12 protein-coding genes are annotated in these 17,011 nt (G+C 65.1%); 4 read left to right on the top strand and 8 right to left on the bottom strand.

The window, feature by feature from the left end; genetic code table 11:
* From GIY56_RS15785 to GIY56_RS15800, 4 genes are all read right to left on the bottom strand, one after another.
* The coding region (locus GIY56_RS15785; RefSeq protein ID WP_196053661.1) for a family 1 glycosylhydrolase at nucleotides 1-579 on the bottom strand (579 nt) is incomplete at its 3' end.
* 754 nt (nucleotides 580-1,333) lie between these two features.
* Nucleotides 1,334-2,836 carry a phospholipase D-like domain-containing protein gene (locus GIY56_RS15790; RefSeq protein ID WP_154765828.1) on the bottom strand — a complete coding sequence of 501 codons (1,503 nt, stop codon included), beginning with the start codon at nucleotides 2,834-2,836 and terminating at the stop codon, nucleotides 1,334-1,336.
* A gap of 341 nt (nucleotides 2,837-3,177) precedes the next feature.
* Entirely contained in the window at nucleotides 3,178-4,809 is a 1,632-nt protein-coding gene (locus tag GIY56_RS15795; RefSeq protein WP_154765829.1) for a hypothetical protein, read from the bottom strand.
* Nucleotides 4,810-4,820: 11 nt separating this feature from the next.
* Nucleotides 4,821-6,572 (bottom strand): glycosyltransferase family A protein, encoded by a 1,752-nt coding sequence (locus tag GIY56_RS15800; protein ID WP_154765830.1) that lies wholly within the window; start codon nucleotides 6,570-6,572, stop codon nucleotides 4,821-4,823.
* Between the two features lie 141 nt (nucleotides 6,573-6,713).
* Between GIY56_RS15800 and GIY56_RS15805 the strand changes: the two genes are divergently transcribed.
* The 4 genes from GIY56_RS15805 to GIY56_RS15820 are packed head-to-tail and all read left to right on the top strand — an operon-like array spanning nucleotide 6,714 to nucleotide 11,345.
* Nucleotides 6,714-7,589, top strand: a complete 876-nt coding sequence (locus tag GIY56_RS15805; protein ID WP_154765831.1) for a hypothetical protein — start codon at nucleotides 6,714-6,716, stop codon at nucleotides 7,587-7,589.
* Nucleotides 7,586-9,508 (top strand): GSCFA domain-containing protein, encoded by a 1,923-nt coding sequence (locus GIY56_RS18605; RefSeq protein WP_230312573.1) that lies wholly within the window; start codon nucleotides 7,586-7,588, stop codon nucleotides 9,506-9,508. The genes GIY56_RS15805 and GIY56_RS18605 overlap by 4 nt, the downstream gene beginning before the upstream one ends.
* The gene (locus GIY56_RS15815) at nucleotides 9,501-10,421 is read left to right on the top strand and encodes a sulfotransferase (RefSeq protein WP_154765832.1); all 921 of its coding nucleotides are present in this window, start codon (nucleotides 9,501-9,503) and stop codon (nucleotides 10,419-10,421) included. The genes GIY56_RS18605 and GIY56_RS15815 overlap by 8 nt, the downstream gene beginning before the upstream one ends.
* A gap of 3 nt (nucleotides 10,422-10,424) precedes the next feature.
* Nucleotides 10,425-11,345, top strand: a complete 921-nt coding sequence (locus tag GIY56_RS15820) for a glycosyltransferase (RefSeq protein ID WP_154765833.1) — start codon at nucleotides 10,425-10,427, stop codon at nucleotides 11,343-11,345.
* Nucleotides 11,346-11,354: 9 nt separating this feature from the next.
* Here the strand turns inward: GIY56_RS15820 and GIY56_RS15825 are convergent, their stop codons facing one another.
* The 4 genes from GIY56_RS15825 to GIY56_RS15840 form a co-directional block, all read right to left on the bottom strand.
* Nucleotides 11,355-12,638: a hypothetical protein gene (locus GIY56_RS15825; protein ID WP_154765834.1), complete on the bottom strand. Its 1,284-nt coding sequence runs from the start codon at nucleotides 12,636-12,638 to the stop codon at nucleotides 11,355-11,357.
* A gap of 8 nt (nucleotides 12,639-12,646) precedes the next feature.
* Nucleotides 12,647-14,884: a glycoside hydrolase family 99-like domain-containing protein gene (locus tag GIY56_RS15830; RefSeq protein WP_154765835.1), complete on the bottom strand. Its 2,238-nt coding sequence runs from the start codon at nucleotides 14,882-14,884 to the stop codon at nucleotides 12,647-12,649.
* Between the two features lie 23 nt (nucleotides 14,885-14,907).
* Entirely contained in the window at nucleotides 14,908-15,894 is a 987-nt protein-coding gene (locus tag GIY56_RS15835) for a hypothetical protein (RefSeq protein WP_154765836.1), read from the bottom strand.
* 93 nt (nucleotides 15,895-15,987) lie between these two features.
* Nucleotides 15,988-16,968 (bottom strand): hypothetical protein, encoded by a 981-nt coding sequence (locus GIY56_RS15840; protein WP_154765837.1) that lies wholly within the window; start codon nucleotides 16,966-16,968, stop codon nucleotides 15,988-15,990.
* Nucleotides 16,969-17,011 lie beyond the last annotated feature (43 nt).

Raw genomic sequence — 17,011 nt, forward strand, 5'->3', positions numbered from 1 at the left:
GCCGTCCTCCATGATCTGCCAGCCGTTCCAGGCCGCGTTGTTGCTGGGCATCAGCGGGAAGGTATAGGGGTGATAGCCCACCGCGTCGAAATAGCCCTTGGCGCCGGCGGCATACATCTGCTGGAGGTAATCGACCGCGCCCCACATGCCGTTGCCGGTCGAGGGGACAGGTGCCGTTCCGCCGGTGATGACCACGTCGTCGGCGTCCACCGCCTTGATGGCGGTGTAGGCCTGCTTCAGCATCTCGGTATAGGCCTGCGGCGTGATCCCGGCCTTGTTCTGCTCGTTGAAGATTTCCCAGTGATCGACGATGGCGTCATAGCGCGCCGCGGCCGCGGCGGCAAAGCGGCCATAGGCCTGCTGATCGGCGGTGGTTGACATGCTGTCGTTCACCCAGTCGGGCGTGTTGTTCAGAATGGCCGTGATCTTGATGCCCTTGGCCGCGATGGCGTTGAAGACCCGATCGACCAGGGTCCAGTTGAAGCCGCCATTGGCGGTCGGCTGCACGAGGTCCCAGTGGATGTCGATGCGGATCCAGTCCACGCCCATCTCGACGTAATCCTGGAGTTCCTTTTCCATTTCCGCCGTCGAGTTGCCCAACAATTCTCCGAACGGAGTCGCAATTCCCAACTGGCCCGGTGTCACGGGGGAGATCATTTCTTCAGTTCCTTGTGTGTTTGTCGGTCGGCAAAGGGCGCGGCATCAGCCAACCCGTGTCAGCACCAGCACAATCGAACTCGGCAGCAGTCTGCCCACACCACCGAAGGCGCACTCGGCGCCTTCTGGAAGAGCGGGACAGATCCGGACTGATACGGAATTTTCGGAGTCGCGCAGTTTACAACTGAGGGTTGTATTAAACTCGAGAGTTTGGATCAACACTTGTCTTTCCAGGAAAACCAATGATCACGGAATTGTTATATTATATGCAGGAACCATTTCTTCCATCGTGGAAGTAAGTAAATTTTCAATTAGTTTCATGACAATAAGTTCTTGCCAAGTCTGCAAGCGTGCTGGACAGGCAAGGCATCTGGAGGGCGCGTGCTTCGACAATGAATGCCGCGATATGTCAACCATAAGTTGTGAAACGTTGCGGCAAAGGCTTGCCGGTCACCTGCCGTTCATGGCCACCTGCACGATCCTGCCGCCTCTGCGGGTCGGCTTTCGGCAAGGCGGCACGTCTTCGCGGCCGATCATCCACCGCCCTAGGGCTTTTGCTTGCCGGGCGCGCGAAGGTTGGCTCGGGCCGGGGCCTTGTCGGGATGCGGCATGGTCGCAGGAAGCAAGGGCAGGCGGACCCACGGACTTCCCTGCAAGCAGGGGACCGCGCTTCGGATCACTCCTTTCGCCGCCTCCTCCGCCACAGCAGCGCCCCGCCCGCCAGGATCGCCGCGCCGATCGCCAGGTGACGCGAGGTGATCCCCAGCCTGGCCTCGGCGCTGCGCCGGTAACGGGGGTCGAAGAACCGTGTCCGGGCCAGGATGCTGCCCAGCCACCGTTCGGGACGGGGATGCAGGATCCGCAGGCTGCGTCCCTGGGCGCGGCACAACCGGACCAGGGCCGCGACCACGCTGCCCTGGCGGTCGATCTCGGCCGACACCCGGGCGGGATCGCGGCCCAGATGCTCGGCCAGCAGCTCGTCGCGGAAGGCGCGGATCCGGTCGCGCGTGGCCTGGTCAGGCGCCCCGATCGCCACGTCGCATTCGGTGTCGAAGCCCATCGAGCGGCGGTCGATATTGCTGGATCCGATGCGCAGCAGGTTATCGTCCACGATCATGATCTTGGCATGGACATAGACCGGCTCGCCGCTTTTCGTGACGGGATACAGGATGCGGAACCGGCCATGGCGGTCGCGGGCGCGCAGGTGGCGGATCATCCGGCTGCGGGTGACATGCATTGCCTGGTCTTCCAGATGGCCTTGCGCGGCATGGGGGTTGATCACCACCACCTCGGGACCGTCGCGCTCGATCAGGCGCCGCTCGATGGCGCGGGTGATGCTGTCGGCGCAAAAATACTGGGACTCGATATAGATGCAGTCCTGCGCCCCGGCGATGGCGTCCAGATACAGGTCCTCGATCTCGTGGACGCCCGGGCGGGTCTTTTCGGGCGGGGCGGTGCGGGCGATGGCCACGGGGATGTCGCGGAAGGCAGGCGTGATGCTGTCGGGCCAAAGGTCGCCGCCGGGGGCGAAATCCTCCTCCAGCTCGGCGTCATGGGCGCGCGCCCAGCGGGCGCGGGCCAGTTCCGACAAGGCTGCCGCTGCCGGTCCCGACATCACGGTCGAGGCGTCGTGCCAGGGCTGCGCGCAATCCCCGCTTTTCAGGCAGCGCAGCGGGTTGTCGTCCAGATGCTCGCGGTCGTCCCAGCGGCCGTCGGTCATGTCGATGCCGCCGCAAAAGGCCAGGCTGTCGTCGATGGCGACGATCTTCTGGTGATGGCAGGCGCCGATCGGATGGCGGCCGTCGAAGGCCAGATGGATCTGGTCGGGCGACATCAGCTTGACGGCAAGCGCGGGCAGGATGCCGCCCGGCGCGATCAGGGCGCCGCCGCTCCATTTCAGCAGATAGATGTCGAGGTCGGGGCGCCGGTCCACGATGGCCTCCAGGAAGGGTCCGACCTGGTTGGGAAAGCCGTCGGGCGCCAGTCCCCGGGCATCGCTTTCGCCGGGCAGCATCTCGATCTCGAAGTCGAAGTCCCAGCCGACCATCATCACCAGCCGTTCCGCCTTCAGCAGCGCCTCGCGCAGCGCCCGGAAGTAGTACTTGCCGTCGATGATGACCGACAGCCGGTCCGCCGTCTCGACGCGCCAGCAGTTTCGGCCGGGCTGGAAGTTGACCATGATCCGCCTTTTCCTTCAGGTTCTGGACCTGAAAGAAAGAAGCCAGGGGAAAAATCGTTTCATGCAAAGAAGCCGCGAACTTCCGGCGGCCGGATGAAGCCGCCCTGCGGGAACCCTTTGCAATCAGCGGACAATCAGCCTTGGCCGCAAGAACCCCTGATGATGCGGAGGACAGGACCGTGCGGCAGGACGCGGAGGGACATCCGATAAGGGCCGATTATCAGGCCTGAGACCGTGATCCTCGGATCCGTGCGCTCTGCTCCTGACGGGATCGACCCATGCCCTTGGGCTTTCTCGAACCGGCCCTGTCCGTGGCTCATGTCCGGGACCGCAACACCCGTTCAGTCCCGCACGGAAATCCGGCCGGTCACGCCATTGTTTCGCAGGAAAAGGCCGAACGCCCCGCGCGCATCCGTCTGTTCGGGGTCCGGCTGCGGATGAAGCGAGGGCATGAAGGACGGTCCCGGAAGCCGGTTTTCCTTGCTGCCCCAGGTCAGGAAATGCTGAAGCGCCGTTCCGATCCTTCCCTTGCGGATGGCATCGGCAACGTCGGGATAATGATCAAGATACCAGCGGCTGTCGAAGTAGTCGATCGGCTCGATCCCGTTGGGCAGGCCGACCGTCAGGTAATGCCACAAGAGCGTGTTCTCGCGCCCGCGGCCACACCTGCCGCGCAGCACGTGACGGTCCAGGTTTCCGGCGCGCGCGAAATAATCCCGGCTGACGAAGAACTCGTTGGGATCGTAGAACAGTCCCGATCCGATCGCGACGTAATGGGCGATTGCCGAGGGGACCATTCCCGACTCGACCGCGGCGGCGGCGTCGGGATAGGTCCTGGCATAATAGTCCGCATCGAACAGTTCCTCGAAGGACCGATTCAGCCGGAACGCCTTGACCCCCAGCTTGCCCAGGCTGGGCTGGTTGCGCCGCATCCATTCGGCCAGCGTCCCGCTTCCCTCGGTGCGATAGGGATGGGGAAAGGCGCCCTGCAAATCGGTGCTCAGGCGATAGATCTTGCGCATTTCCGCCGCCACCGGCGTGCCGTCGTCGAAGAGGTCATGGGCCGGCGGAACATGTTCCAGACGCGCCTGGCCGTTCCGGGCGATGGCCTGTTCATAGCGCCGCTCGATCTCGGCGATGGCGCCATTGGCCGGGTCGAAGATCTCGCGGATGCGGCGATGGGTTCCCGACGGACCCGTCCCCGAGAAATGATAGGTCAGCAGGGGATAGTCATCGACCCGGAAATTGCGTTCGTCGCCGGTCCCGTCGGGACCGACATCCGGCTGCGCATCCATCCAGATCCGCCGCCCGGAAAGGTTCCAGCTGGCCACGTCGAGGTTTGGCTGCTTCAGGATGCAGACCCCGTCGAAGACCGCCGGAACCAGGTCCATCCAGCGCTGGTCGGTGAACAGCCCAAATTCCCGGTCGTCGAAGCAATAGCGGTCCAGCCGTTCCATCCACCACTTGGCCAGTGCCCGCCCATTGGCGTCGGGCCGGACAAAAAGATGGCCGAGATTGTAGATGCCGTGTTCGGTCACCGACATTTCCGTCAGGCGGACCCCGATATCGGTGGTCTCGACCGACAGGATATGCGGCACAAGCCCGATCGAGGCATTGCCCAGGTAATCCGCCACGGCGGACAGGTCGTTGTAGATGTAAACGTCCGGGTCCAGGTAGACATAGAGATCCGCGTCCGGCTCGGCCTTCATCAGCTCGACCAGGGCGCGGCCCTTGACGGCCGTGCACAGCTCCATGATGTTGTGCTGGAAAATCCAGCCCTCGTCATAGCCCAGGTCGGCCGGCGTCCAGCAGCGGGCAAAGCCGTCGGCCATCGGGTCGATCCCTGGGGGCAGCGCATCGCACAGGCACAGCGTGACCGAGGCGCCCGGCGAATTGCGGCGCGCGCTTTGAACCAGCGCCAGGGCCTTGGCATAATAGTTCAGCGCGCAGCTTGTATAGATGGCGATTTTCACGAACGCTTCCTTCAACCGGCAGCAGGGGCTTCGGCGCGTTCCCGTGCGTAGGCCTGGAGTTCCAGATCGGCAAGCCGCGCCCGCAAGGCCTCGTTCTCGGCGCGGGCCACGGCCAGTTCGCGCCGCAGGGGATTGCTGGCGGGAAGCGGCACGGGCGGGGCATCCGCAAGCCGCGGGGTCCTGCATTCGATGACGGTTTGCAGCCGCCCCTCGCCATGGAGGGAATTGACGATGTGGAGGTCATGGAGGAACATCGAGATGTCCTTGACCCACCCGCTGCGGTCTTCCTCGGTCACGGTGTTGCTGCCGTCGCTGCGGATCGACACGATGCAGAACGGGCGCGGCACGTCCAGGATCAGCGGAAGATCGGCGGATTGCAGAAGCAGCAGGAACAGCGTGAAATCCTCGCTGTAGTCATGCCGGAAATCGAAGCGCCCGACCTGCGAGACGACCCAGTCCCGCGGCAGGATCCCGGCGCAGATCGGCAACTGGTTCACGCCCCCGAACATGTTGCGCCAGCCGCCGGCCGGATAGCGGTGGTGCGCCGTCGCGGAGTCCAGGACCCAGCGTCCGTCGCCGGCCTGGACCCAGCCTTCCTTGCGCAGTTCGGTGTCCATGAAGACCACCGGCATCGTGCCCAGGAAGCGGGTCGTGGACAGGATGGTCAGGGCCTGGAAATGCACGTGGTCGTCATCGTCCACGAAGGCGACATAGTCCTGCGTGGCAGCCTTGATGCCGCCCAGCAGGTTGCGCACGCGGCTGCGTTCGGCCCGCGCGCCGTTCCAGGCCAGGACCAGGGTCAGGGCGGGAAAGTCGATCCGCAGGGCCGCCAGTTCCGCTTCGGCACGGGCGCGGTCGATGTCGGTGCTCAGCACCACCTCGAGATCCAGGTCGTCCGACCGCCAGCGGCTCAGCGAGGCCAGCAGGCGGCGCAGCAGGTGCGGGCGCGAAAACTGGGTGCGGGTGACGATCGACAGGCTCATCCGCCTGCAATGGGGCAGGATGGCGCTGGTCATCTGGCGGTCAAGATCGGCACGGGGGTTCAGATGCCAGTCACGGGTATCCTGGCCCCTTTCCGGGACGCCGCCCAGCGTCACGGTCCCGTCCAGCGCCGCGACGCTTGTCCGCACGACACGCTTGCCGATCAGGTCCTGCAGGATATCGGCATGGGCCTCGGCTTGGCGGGGCAGGTGGCGGCCATAGATCCCTGCCGCCAGATGCGGGGAATGGTAGGACACGCACCCTTCGAGATAGCCTTCCAGGACCGCCCATCCGGCCAGGCTTTCGACCGGCGGCAGGGCGCCGCGCGCCAGCAGCCGCTCCAGAAGGGGGCGCGCCAGGATGAACAGGTCGGATGCGCTGTCCGTCACGGGAACAGGGGTGCGGCAGAACGGCAACTGAGGCTCGGCGGAAGCATAGAAGGCGGAAAACCGGTTTCCCCAGCGGTCCGTTCCCTTGCCGGTGATGACGCCGACCGTGGCGGGATCGGGGGCCTCGAGAAGCGCGCGCCCAAGCCGGAGCGGCATTTCCGGGTCGATGACGATGGCCGGGTTGGCCAGCACCGCCACCAGCGCGGCGTCCGACCCGTTCAGGGCCGCGCGCAGGGCATCGTCAATCGTGTAATGCGGTCCCAATCCCTCGATCAGCCGCAGGCTGTCGAAGTCGCCGCAACCGACAAGCTGGCTTGCAAAGTCTTCGGGACGATCGGCGACCAGGGCCAGCTTCGAGCCGTTGCTGCAATCCAGCTCCAGCACAAAAAACATGTCTCGGCTCTCCGCATCCTGCCTTGCGCGGTGGCTTGTAACCGACGCCCTCTTAAAGTTCAATGCGGCTCGTCCAGCGGCAAAGGCTTGCCATTCTGGGCATCGCGGTCATGCCGCATCAGGCCCGAACCAGGAGATTTCATGCGTCGCGTCATTTTCCATGTTGGTCCCGAAAAGACGGGTTCGACACTGGTCCAGGCCTATTTCGATCTCAACAAGGATGCGGTCCGGGACGGTGCGGGAAAGCCGGTGGCGTTCTTCGGTCCCGTGGCGGTTCGCGACTCGGGCCTTCTGGCAGAGGCGCAGGCGATCGTGGGCGGCGCCCAGGGAACGATCCCGGGCCTTGCCGCCCTGCTGGCCCAGGCGGGCGATGCCTCGACGGTCGTGATTTCCCATGAAAGCCTGTTCGGCCATCCTGACACCGCGGGATTTTACGGATCCGAAGGGGGGCGGCGGACGCTCATCCACCGGTTTCTGGCCGCATCGGGTGATTGCGCGGAATTCGTCTTCTACTACAAGCAGCCGCACAAGCTGATCGAATCCTATTACCGCCATCACGTCATGCATGGCGGAAGACTTGCGCCGATGGATTATCTGGAACGCGTTCCGCTGTTGAAGATGTCCTTCGTGTCCCTGAAGAAGGATCTGGACACGCTGGCCGGGGCGGGCCGCGTCAGGATGCTGGATGCCCGGATCCGGGATCCGGAAGCCTTCTTCCGCCAGTTCTGCAAGGCCCTGGACTTCACCATCGCCAAGGAAACCCTGGCCGTTCCCGCCCAGACCAACAAGAGCTGGAGCGCCCTGAAGACCGAACTGACTCGCATCGCCAATGCCCGGATGAACCCGGCCGAACGTCTTGGCTGGCTGCGCGCCATGGCTTCGACGCCGCTGGGCGAGGACAGCGATGCCCCCATGGTCCCCAGGATCGTGACGGAACTTGTCGAACGGGTCTATCAGGACGAGCATCGGGAACTGATCACCCAACTGGCGGACAAGGCCCTGGAAGACGCATCATGAAGATCATCTGCATCGGCAACAGCCATGTCGGGGCGCTGAGCGCGGCTGCGATCGCCGACTGGGGATCGGGCCGTCCCCATCGGTTCGACCTGCATGTGGGGCGGTTGGGGCACGCGGAATACCTGCCCGTCGTCGATCCGGCCGGCCGGATCAACGGAACGCTGGCCCGCGACATCGAGGACGCGCGCGCGGGCAGGGACTCGTCCCGGATGCATCTTGTCGGGACCGGCACGCCGGGCGGGCCGAACCGCACGGTGGTGGTCTCGATGGTGGGCGGCAACGCCCATAACCTGATGGGCCTGATCGAACCCGAACCCCGGTTCGATTTCATTCTGGCCGAAAACCCCGGCCTGCCGCTGGCGGAGGATGCCGACATCCTGCCCCAGGGGCAGGTGGCCGCCATTCTCGACCGGGCCGTCCAGGCAGAGATCGCGCCCATCCTCAAGGCGCTCAGGGCGGCGGCGGGAACCGAGATCTGGCACCTGGAATCGCCCCCGCCGATCGCCAGCAACGACCATATCGCCCAATACATGGAAGACCGCTTCCGGCAGGAGGGCAAGGCACCCCGGGTTTCCGCGCCCTCCTTCCGCTACAAGCTGTGGCGCCTGCACAGCGCCGCGGTCCGCCGGCTGTGCGGCGAGCTGGGGATCCGCTTCGTTCCCCATCCCGCCGAGGCGGTGGATGAGCAGGGTTTCCTGTTGCCCCAGCATGTCCCGGCGAACGCGACCCATGCCGCGCCGTCCTATGGCCGGTTGCAGCTGGCGCAGCTGGACGAGTTGATGGTGGCCGACCGGGACGCACCCCGCCAGCCGGGCGACACGCCTTACCGCGACCTGCCGGAAACCGCATTCTGGACCCGGTCCGTCGCCCGCGTGCCGGCCGACCAGGTCGCCCCGCTCAATGAATTTCCCTTCCGCATCGGCGCAAACGACAAGGTCGCCACCGCCGGCAGCTGCTTTGCCCAGCACATCGCCCGCCATCTGGCCCAGGGCGGCTACAACTACTACATCGCCGAACAGCCTCACCCGGCACTGGGCCAGGCCGTCGCCCGCGACTTCGGCTATGGGACCTTCTCGGCGCGCTATGCCAACATCTATACCAGCCGCCAGCTGCTGCAGCTGGTCCAGCGCGCCGAGGGCATGTTCGTTCCCGTGACGGATGTCTGGGACGCGCCGGACGGCCGCAGCCTTGTCGATCCGTTCCGTCCCGCCATCCAGCCCGGCGGCTATGCCTCGGCCGAGGAGGTGCGCGCCGACCGCAACCGCCACCTTGCCGCGGTGCGCCGGATGCTGCGCGAGATGGATGTCTTCGTCTTCACGCTGGGCCTGACGGAAGCCTGGGTTGATCGGCGCGACGGGGCGGTCTTTCCGTTGTGCCCGGGGGTCAGCGGCGGCCGGTTCGATCCCGCGATCCACGACTTCCTGAACCTGTCCATCGACGATGTCCGCGACGACCTGGACCGGACGTTCCGGCTGTTGCGCGCGATCCGGCCCGATCTCAGGATCATCCTGACGGTGTCTCCCGTCCCGCTCAAGGCGACGGCGTCAGGCGATCACGTGCTGGCGGCCACGACCTATTCCAAGTCGGTCCTGCGGGTGGCGGCCCATGACATGGCCGCGACGCATGAAAACGTGGGGTATTTTCCCTCCTACGAGATCATTGCCGGAAACTTCAACCGCGGGGCCTATTACGCCGAGGATCTGCGCGAGGTTCGGCCCGAGGGCGTAAGCCATGTCATGCGGACCTTCTTTGCCCATGTGGTGGAAGGTTCTGCCGGGTCTTCGGCCGCTGCCGATCATCGAACCATCGCCTTGCCCTCTGCAAGATCCGGCCCTTCGGAAAGGGACGCGGCCAGGCTGGAATGCGAGGAAGAACTGCTGGAGTTCGACCGGGTGATGGCTGCCCGCAGGAATGGCTGAGCCGATCATGGCCGACGCCGCCAGGATCATCATCATGGGCGGACCCGGCCGGTCGGGGACCACCTATCTTGCCGCGGCGCTTGGGGCGCATCCGGCGGTTGCCTCGTTCCCGGGGGTCGAACTCAAGTTCCTGTTCGAGCGGGACGGGCTGGTCGATCTTGGCTGGACGCTGTGCGAAAGCTTCTCGCCCAACCGGGCCTGGGTGGCGCTGGCACGGTTCCGCACCCTCATGAACCAGTTGCGCAACGGGGGGTTCGACCAGCCCCTGCTGGAAGGCCCGGGGGTTTATCGCGGGGTCAACCTGGCGCTGGAACGGTTCCATGACGCCATCGCGCCGAATGGCATCGGCCGGCCGATGGAGCATCAGGCCTATTGTTCGGCTGCCCGCCGGTTCTTCGGCGACATCGTGGCCTTGGGGATCGCCTGCAAGCCCGGCGCGACGCATTTCCTGGAAAAGACGCCGCACAACCTTCTGGCGCCCGGGGCGCTGGCGGATTTTACGGGCGATCCCCATTGCCTGCACGTGATCCGCGATCCGCGGGGAACGGCCGTCTCGCTCGTGTCGCAAAGCTGGGGACCCGACAGCCTGCCCCGGGCGATCGCCTGGGTGCAAAGCTATTACGACCGCTGGTTCGCGGTCCGCGATCTTTATGCGCAACAAGGGATCGTCCTGGACGAGGTGCGCATCGAAGAGGTCGTCCGCGCCCCGGGCGAGCATGGCGCCCGCCTGCTGTCGAACCTGGGACTGGCACCGCAGGATGTGTTTGCCGATGCGGACGGCAGGCAGCTGACGCAAGGGCAGGATCGCCTGGCCCCTGCGGATCGTGCGCTGCTTGACGACGGGCTTGGCGCCCTGGCCGGCCGCCTGGGCTACCGTGATGCCTGGGCTGTGGGCCGGGCCGGGAAAAGCTGAACCTTGCCGGACATCCTGATCCTGATGGCCACCCGCAATGGCGAGCGTTTCCTGCCCGACCAGCTTGCCAGCATCGCTGCCCAAAGCCACCGCGGCTGGCGGCTGCTGATTTCGGACGACGCCTCGACCGACCGCAGCCGGCAGATCATCGGCGACTTCATCCGCACGCGTCCCGAAGGGCAGGTCGCCCTGGTGCCGGGACCGGGCCGGGGCGCGACCGAGAATTTCCGCAGCCTGCTGCGCCAGGCGGATCTGGGCGGCAGCCATCTGGCCTTCAGCGACCAGGACGATGTCTGGGAACGCGATCACCTGTCGCGCGCCGTCGAAAGCCTGTCGCGGCTTTCCGTTCCCCTGGCCGTCTATGGCTGCCGGATGCGGATCTGCGACGAAAGCCTGAAGCCGATCGGCCTGTCGGCCCCGGCGGCCGCGCCCCTGGGGTTCCGCAATGCGCTGGTGCAGAACATGCTCAGCGGCAACACCATGGTCATGACCTCTGCCGCCGCGCATCTCCTGCAAGGGGCCGAGCGGCGGACGGGGCCGGTGCCGGTCCATGACTGGTGGGCCTATCAGATGATCACCGGGGCCGGGGGCGCGGCCGTCCTGGATCCCGCGCCCGGCGTCCTTTACCGGCAGCATGACAGCAATGTCATCGGTCTCGACCGGGGCCTGCGGGCGCTGTCCGCCCGGGTCCGGGGGCATCTGGGGGGACGGTCCGGAACCTGGGCGCGGCAGAACAGCGCGGCCCTTGGGACCTGCGCCGCCCTTCTGACACCGGAAAACCGACGCTGCCTCGAGGCCTTCACCCGGGCGCTTTCGGCCCCCTTGCCGCAGAAGATCGCCGGATTGCGGCGGTCGGGCATCTATCACCAGAGCCGCCGGGACCGCCTGGCCTTCTGGCTGCTGGTGGCCTTGGGGCGGTTCTGACAGGGAATCCTATCGTCCTTCCTGCAGGTGATCCGCCAGCCGGTCCGCGAACCAAAGGTTGCGCATCGGGTTCATGCCCCAGGACTGCATGTAGAAATGCGCGACATGATCCGGGATGGCGGTGCCGTCCCTGACCACAAGCTGGTCGGCCAGGACGCCGCCCGGGCGCAACGCGTCCGCATAGGCCAGGCTGTCGCGCAGGTAATCGGCATCGCTGTCCTTTCGTCCGTCCGGTGGCGCGTCTTCGCCGGTCTGCGCCCGCTGGCAGGCCGCGCTGATCGGCCGGCCTCCGCGCAGATAGGGCAGAAAGGCCATATCGGGCCTTGCCTCGCGGTCCAGGCAGGGATTGGCATAGGACAGGCTGTTGGTGATATAGCCGAAATCCGGCCCTTCTTGCGCCCCGTTGATCCCGCGGGACGCGTTCCACAGATGCCGGTTCCGGTCACGGAACAGGTCAGGATCCGCCAGAACAAGCGCGTAGGGGTAATCGACCACGATTTCGGATATGATGATCGGTTCGGGGTCTTGCGCCTGAAGATCGGCAAAGGCCGTCAGCACATCAGCCAGATCGACGCCATTCCCGCCGCCCCTTCTCGGCAAACCGCGCAGTTGCCAGTTCGGAAGGTTGACAACCAGGCGCAACTGCGGCGGCTGCTGGTCGGGATTGGCCCTTGCCACCAGATCGCGCATCGTTTTCAGGTAGGCTTGCACCGTGCGCACCGTGGTGTCGATGCCGAAGCCTTGCCCGGAATCCTCGCAGCTCGAGCGTTTGCGGGACCCCTCGATCAGCCGCAGGAACGGGCCATCGACGTTCAGGACCGCAACCTGGATGCCCGCTTCCTCGAGCCGCAGCACCGTCTGGTCGAATTCCTGCAGCGCCGCCTGTCGGCCGCGCGCTGCGGGCGTCAGGTTCCCTTTGCAGATCTTCCCCGAAAGCCCTGCCCCCGCCTCATAGCTGATGCGCAGGTCCAGGTCGTGCTGCAATCTGGCCAGGTCGCGAAGATCGGAGGCCCGCAGATAGCTGCCTTCGGGCCGGGCGGGATACGAACCCGTTCCCCCCGGATTCTGGCGAAACTCCACCGGCATAAGAAAGGTGCCGTTGAGCAGGATTTCCCGGACGCCGGCCTCGTGCAGATCCTGCCAGACCGGCACCGTGTCGGGTGCGAACAGGGTCTGGTTGTCAAGCGCGCGCGGACTGGGACCAAAGACAATGCTGGGTTCCGCCCGCAGCGGTCCCCCTGCCATGGCGGCCAGAAACGCGGCAAGAGCAAGAAACGTGGTCCAGATCCGCATGTGGCCAATCACGGAAGGGATTGCTGGTCGTGCTTGCGGCAATGCCGTGACAGCACCGTCAGGTACAGGTTCTCATAGGTCATGCTGGGTTCCAGCACCGCCTTTTCCGCCCATTCGTTCCATGCGTTGATGAACAGTTCCCCGCGATAGGACCGGTGCAGCCCGTTTTCCGCCAACGACCTGAGCCATAGGTTGAAGGACGCGGGATTGGCGCCATGGGCGACATGGGCCTTGTCCCCCCGCCGGGCCGTGTTGTCCCAGGACGGCATCACGCCCCGGATGGTGTTGGCCGGAAGGGATTGCGCATACCTGTCCGAGACCGAGGTCCGCACGATCCGGGTATAGTCATAGACCAGGCCAGAAAAGGCGCCCTTCGTTTCACGGCCGAGAAGGTTGCCCCCCGGCCCGCCGAACAGGTAGTCCTCTCCCTGCACCAGGCCATGCGGCGGCATCTCGATCCAGAAGTCGAAGCAGTCCTCGTGGCGGCCGGTGCCGCGGTCCAGGTGGAACAGGACGGCGCCGATCTCGACCTCGCCCACGCCGTTCTGCCGCCATGCCTCGCGCAGCCTGGCGACCGAGGCCGCGGCGTCGGGCAGGTCGCTGGGGCGATAGATGACGAAGCGCGGCCGCGACCCGTCGGGACGCTGATACCGCTTGTCACGCATGTAGGGCACGCAATCGTTGGCAAAGGCGGTCTCGAAGCCTTCGGGATAGCCTTGTTCCAGAAGAACCGTCCCCGACATGCCGTCCCAATTGCGCCGCCAGCTTTCATTCGCCCAGCACAGGTAGAACGGAAAGTCGATGTCCGGGCGCTTCAACAGGTTGTCCAGCGGCTGTTCCAGGATCCTGCGGCCATTGAACCAGTAATGATAAACGCAGAACGCGTCGATGCCGGCCTGCCGTGCCAGTTCGGCCTGGCTGCCCATCACCTCGGTCAGGCGCAGGTCGTAGAACCCCAGATCCCGGGGAAGCATCGGCTGCGTGTGACCCTCGAAGGACGGACGGGCGGTGACCACGTTTCTCCACTCGGTGAAGCCCTTGCCCCACCAGCTGTCGTTTTCCGGGGTGGGGTGGAACTGCGGCAGATAAAAGGCGCTGACATGACGCGGCACCGTCCGGGCCGGGGTTTTCGGGCGCGCCGTGTCCAGTTCCGTCGTCTGCACGATCCTGTTGCCGAAGGCCTTGCACAACGGTCCCAAGGCGCGCTCGAAGCCATGGGCCACCGTTCCATCGACCTGACCGTGTTCGATGTCGAAGCTGTCGGTGCCCAACTGCATCGCCTTGATCATGGCGATCATGTCCGGCTTCAGCCAATACATCGAACCTGCGGGAAAGCCGCAATTGGAACGATCCAGTTCAATTTCGACGCGGCGAAGGATCTGCCGGGTGATCTCGTAATTCGAACCCCACCATTTCTCGTCGTCGTAATGCTGGCCGTCCGCCACCCAGACGGACAGGGTATCGTCGGACAGGAAGCGGTTCAGCCTGTTCCCGACGGATTGGGGCGACAGCAACCCCTCGATCAGGTGCTGCCTCCACAGGTCGCCGTCCAGGCGGTGCGGGGACTTCTTGGTGTGGATCTTGCAGACCGCCTTGTAATCCGACAACAGCCCGGCATTGACCAGGGACACGAAGGGCAGGATGTCGCGGCCCCGGTTTTCCATCTGGACCACGGCGGCGTCGGGAAAGGCTGCCTTGACCTGCCGTTCGCATTCGTCCGTCGCCTCGCCCCGATAGGCCAGGGTGACATACAGGTCGAAGTCGAGGGGCAGGCCTTTCAGGATCTTCTCGAACTCGGGCCAGAGTTCGAAGTAATAGACATGCACCACGACGGCATAAGGGCTGGATTTCCCTTTCAGGGCGCCGATGTTCGGTGCCTTGTCCAGCGGCAGTCTTTCGACCTCGGGAAGATCCTTGTAGATCCGGTTTTCAAAGCGGCCCGCCTGCGCATAATGCAGCAGGGGGGAAATGCCGGATTCGCGCACGTCGGGATTGTATTTCAGATAGGCATAGGGCGAAAAGTCCGGGTTCGGCCTGAACCCGCTTCCTTCGCCATAGACGGCGTAATGCCGCAGGGGAAATCTCTTGAAAAGCGGATGGATATGCGGATAGGCGCCAAGGTAATACGTCTTGTCGAACAGGTTCGCAGCCTTGGCGGCGCGGATCAGGTTCCGTTCCGGCTTGCGAAGACTGAAGACCCGCAGGAACCTGGAAGCCCGTCGTGCGGCAGTGGAAATCTGTTGCATGGAACGTCCAGCCATTTTCGATATTAAAGTTTGTCAACAAGGCGCCGAGACAGGTTCACCCAATAGGCCGGGATCAGGGCATCCCTGAAGGTCAGATTTGCTTCGTCGGGGAAGTCCGCCAGTTCCATTCCGGTGCCCAGCATGGCTTCGTGATCGTTGAACTTCCCGTTCGGTGGATCGAACGTGTCCTTGATCTTGCGAAATTCGTCCTTCGTGAAGATCGTGGTCTTTCCACCGCCCTTGCCGGTGTCGTCCAAAGCCTCTCGCGTCGTTTCAAGAAGCCAAGGCTTGAAGGGCTTGTTGCCCAGGACATGCGCAGCCACCCAGGTCGCCAAGGGATCGGGCGAGACGTTGCTGTGCCCGGCCGGCAGATCCTCCAGCGAACCGATGACCCCTTCCAGGCCGCATTCGATCATCAGGCGGCCAATGATTCCGTGGACCGACCTGATTTCTCGTTCATAGGAGAAGAACCTTATTTCCTCGGGCGAGAAGCCGGTTTCAAGGTAGTTCCGAAGGTCATTGTAGTCCAAAAACAACCCCGTTGCTGTCCTTGACCCGACGGCACCCTCAAAAAATCCCGGCCAAGACACATGAGCGCCGCTTTTGATGACCTGAAGATAGATGGATTGCAGAAACGAGACTTGATTTCTCAGGCAGCAGACGACCTTGATGTCGTCGAAACCGGATACAAGATCGCGCAGTCTGCGCAAATCCACCCTCATCTTCGGATTTCCGCGCGACAGTTCCTCGGTGCTGATCAGAACCGTGCGGTCCGACTTTCCATGATCCCTTGCCAGCCTGGTCCAGGCCTCTTCGGCACTGGTGTCCAGATGATAGAATTCCGGCAGGCTGATCCAGTCCATGACAAGGCCGTGCTGCCCGTTTGCTTTTCCGATCTGCGGGAAAATCACCCCCTTTTCGGCAAGAAACCGTCTGTTCAGGGCAAAGGTATCTTGGATCGTCGTTGTGCCGGTCTTGTGGGTACCGACGTGCAGGATCAGCTTGGACATCAGGGCTTTCGATTGTCTTGCGGCGTCGGCAGCCTCCTATCATGCGCAAGCGTTCCTGCACAACTCTGCCCGGCCGCGGGCAGCGGACGCGTGCTAGAGTGCCGCCGCCCACAGCCTGAACCGCCGTGCCCCCGTGATTTCGCGCACCAGCCCCATGCGGCACATGCGCGACAGCAGGCGTTCGGCGGTGTCGCGGCTGATGCGGGCCAGGTCCTCGACCCCTGCCGTGTGCAGGACCGGGTGGGCCGCCAGGGCCGCGATGATGCGGGCGGGGTTCTGGCCCTTGATGCCGGCAGTGGCCTGGCGCGCGGCCTCGGCCCAGTCCGCGACCCGGTCCAGCATCCGGCCGGCATCGCCTGCGCCCTGCGCCACGGCGGCCAGGTGGCGCGACAGGCGCCGTTCGGGCGGCCCGCCATCGGCCCAGATCGCCCGGCCATGGCGGCCGAGCGGCACGAAGGCCAGGCCCGGGGTGGCGCGGGCCATGTCGCGGGCGGCCCAGACGGCACCCTCGATCGCGGCCCCGTCGGGCGAAAGGTCCGCCAGCCGCCACAGCATCCGCGCGGCGGGTGCGCGGGCCAGGGGATGCAAGGCCGCCAGCCCTTCCATCGCCTCCCCGAAATCCCCGGCCGCCGCATCGAAGGCCGCGCCCACGGGGCGTTCGGACCAGGGGGCGTCGTCCCCTTCGGTATTGCGGTGCAGCGCCAGGAAATCGCGCAGCCGGAGGGGGTCCGATTGCCCTTCCAGCCGCCGCAGCGCCCAGCGGGCCTGCGCCATGGCCCCCAGGTCGGTCCCGGCGCGGGCGGCCATGGCGTCCAGGCCGATCTCCTCGCGCGACAGGGGGGTGCCCTGGGCGCGCAGCATGTCCTCGATCTCGATCAGGGCCAGGCGGCGGGTGGCGCCCGCGCGGGCCTTGTCGTCCGTCAGGACCAGCCGCGCTTCCAGCCGGCCCACGGCCAGCGCGGCTTCGGCCAGGTCAACGGCCAGCGCCGACTGCGCCGCCAGCCAGTCGGCAGGCCGGGGCAGGGCGGTTTCGCCCTCGTCAAAATCTTGCCAGGAAAGCCCGGATTTACGCATATCCGCAGTCTAATGTAGATCTGCCGAACAACCAAGCTCCTGC

The organism is Paracoccus lichenicola (assembly GCF_009708075.1).
Lineage (GTDB): Bacteria > Pseudomonadota > Alphaproteobacteria > Rhodobacterales > Rhodobacteraceae > Paracoccus > Paracoccus lichenicola.

Bases quoted from the DNA above. Each gene is read 5' to 3' on its own strand.
- GIY56_RS15800 (WP_154765830.1), bottom strand. From the start codon at position 6,572: ATGTTTTTTGTGCTGGAGCTGGATTGCAGCAACGGCTCGAAGCTGGCC.
- GIY56_RS15840 (WP_154765837.1), bottom strand. From the start codon at position 16,968: ATGCGTAAATCCGGGCTTTCCTGGCAAGATTTTGACGAGGGCGAAACC.
- GIY56_RS15830 (WP_154765835.1), bottom strand. From the start codon at position 14,884: ATGCAACAGATTTCCACTGCCGCACGACGGGCTTCCAGGTTCCTGCGG.
- GIY56_RS15825 (WP_154765834.1), bottom strand. From the start codon at position 12,638: ATGCGGATCTGGACCACGTTTCTTGCTCTTGCCGCGTTTCTGGCCGCC.
- GIY56_RS15790 (WP_154765828.1), bottom strand. From the start codon at position 2,836: ATGGTCAACTTCCAGCCCGGCCGAAACTGCTGGCGCGTCGAGACGGCG.
- GIY56_RS15835 (WP_154765836.1), bottom strand. From the start codon at position 15,894: ATGTCCAAGCTGATCCTGCACGTCGGTACCCACAAGACCGGCACAACG.
- GIY56_RS15805 (WP_154765831.1), top strand. From the start codon at position 6,714: ATGCGTCGCGTCATTTTCCATGTTGGTCCCGAAAAGACGGGTTCGACA.
- GIY56_RS18605 (WP_230312573.1), top strand. From the start codon at position 7,586: ATGAAGATCATCTGCATCGGCAACAGCCATGTCGGGGCGCTGAGCGCG.
- GIY56_RS15815 (WP_154765832.1), top strand. From the start codon at position 9,501: ATGGCTGAGCCGATCATGGCCGACGCCGCCAGGATCATCATCATGGGC.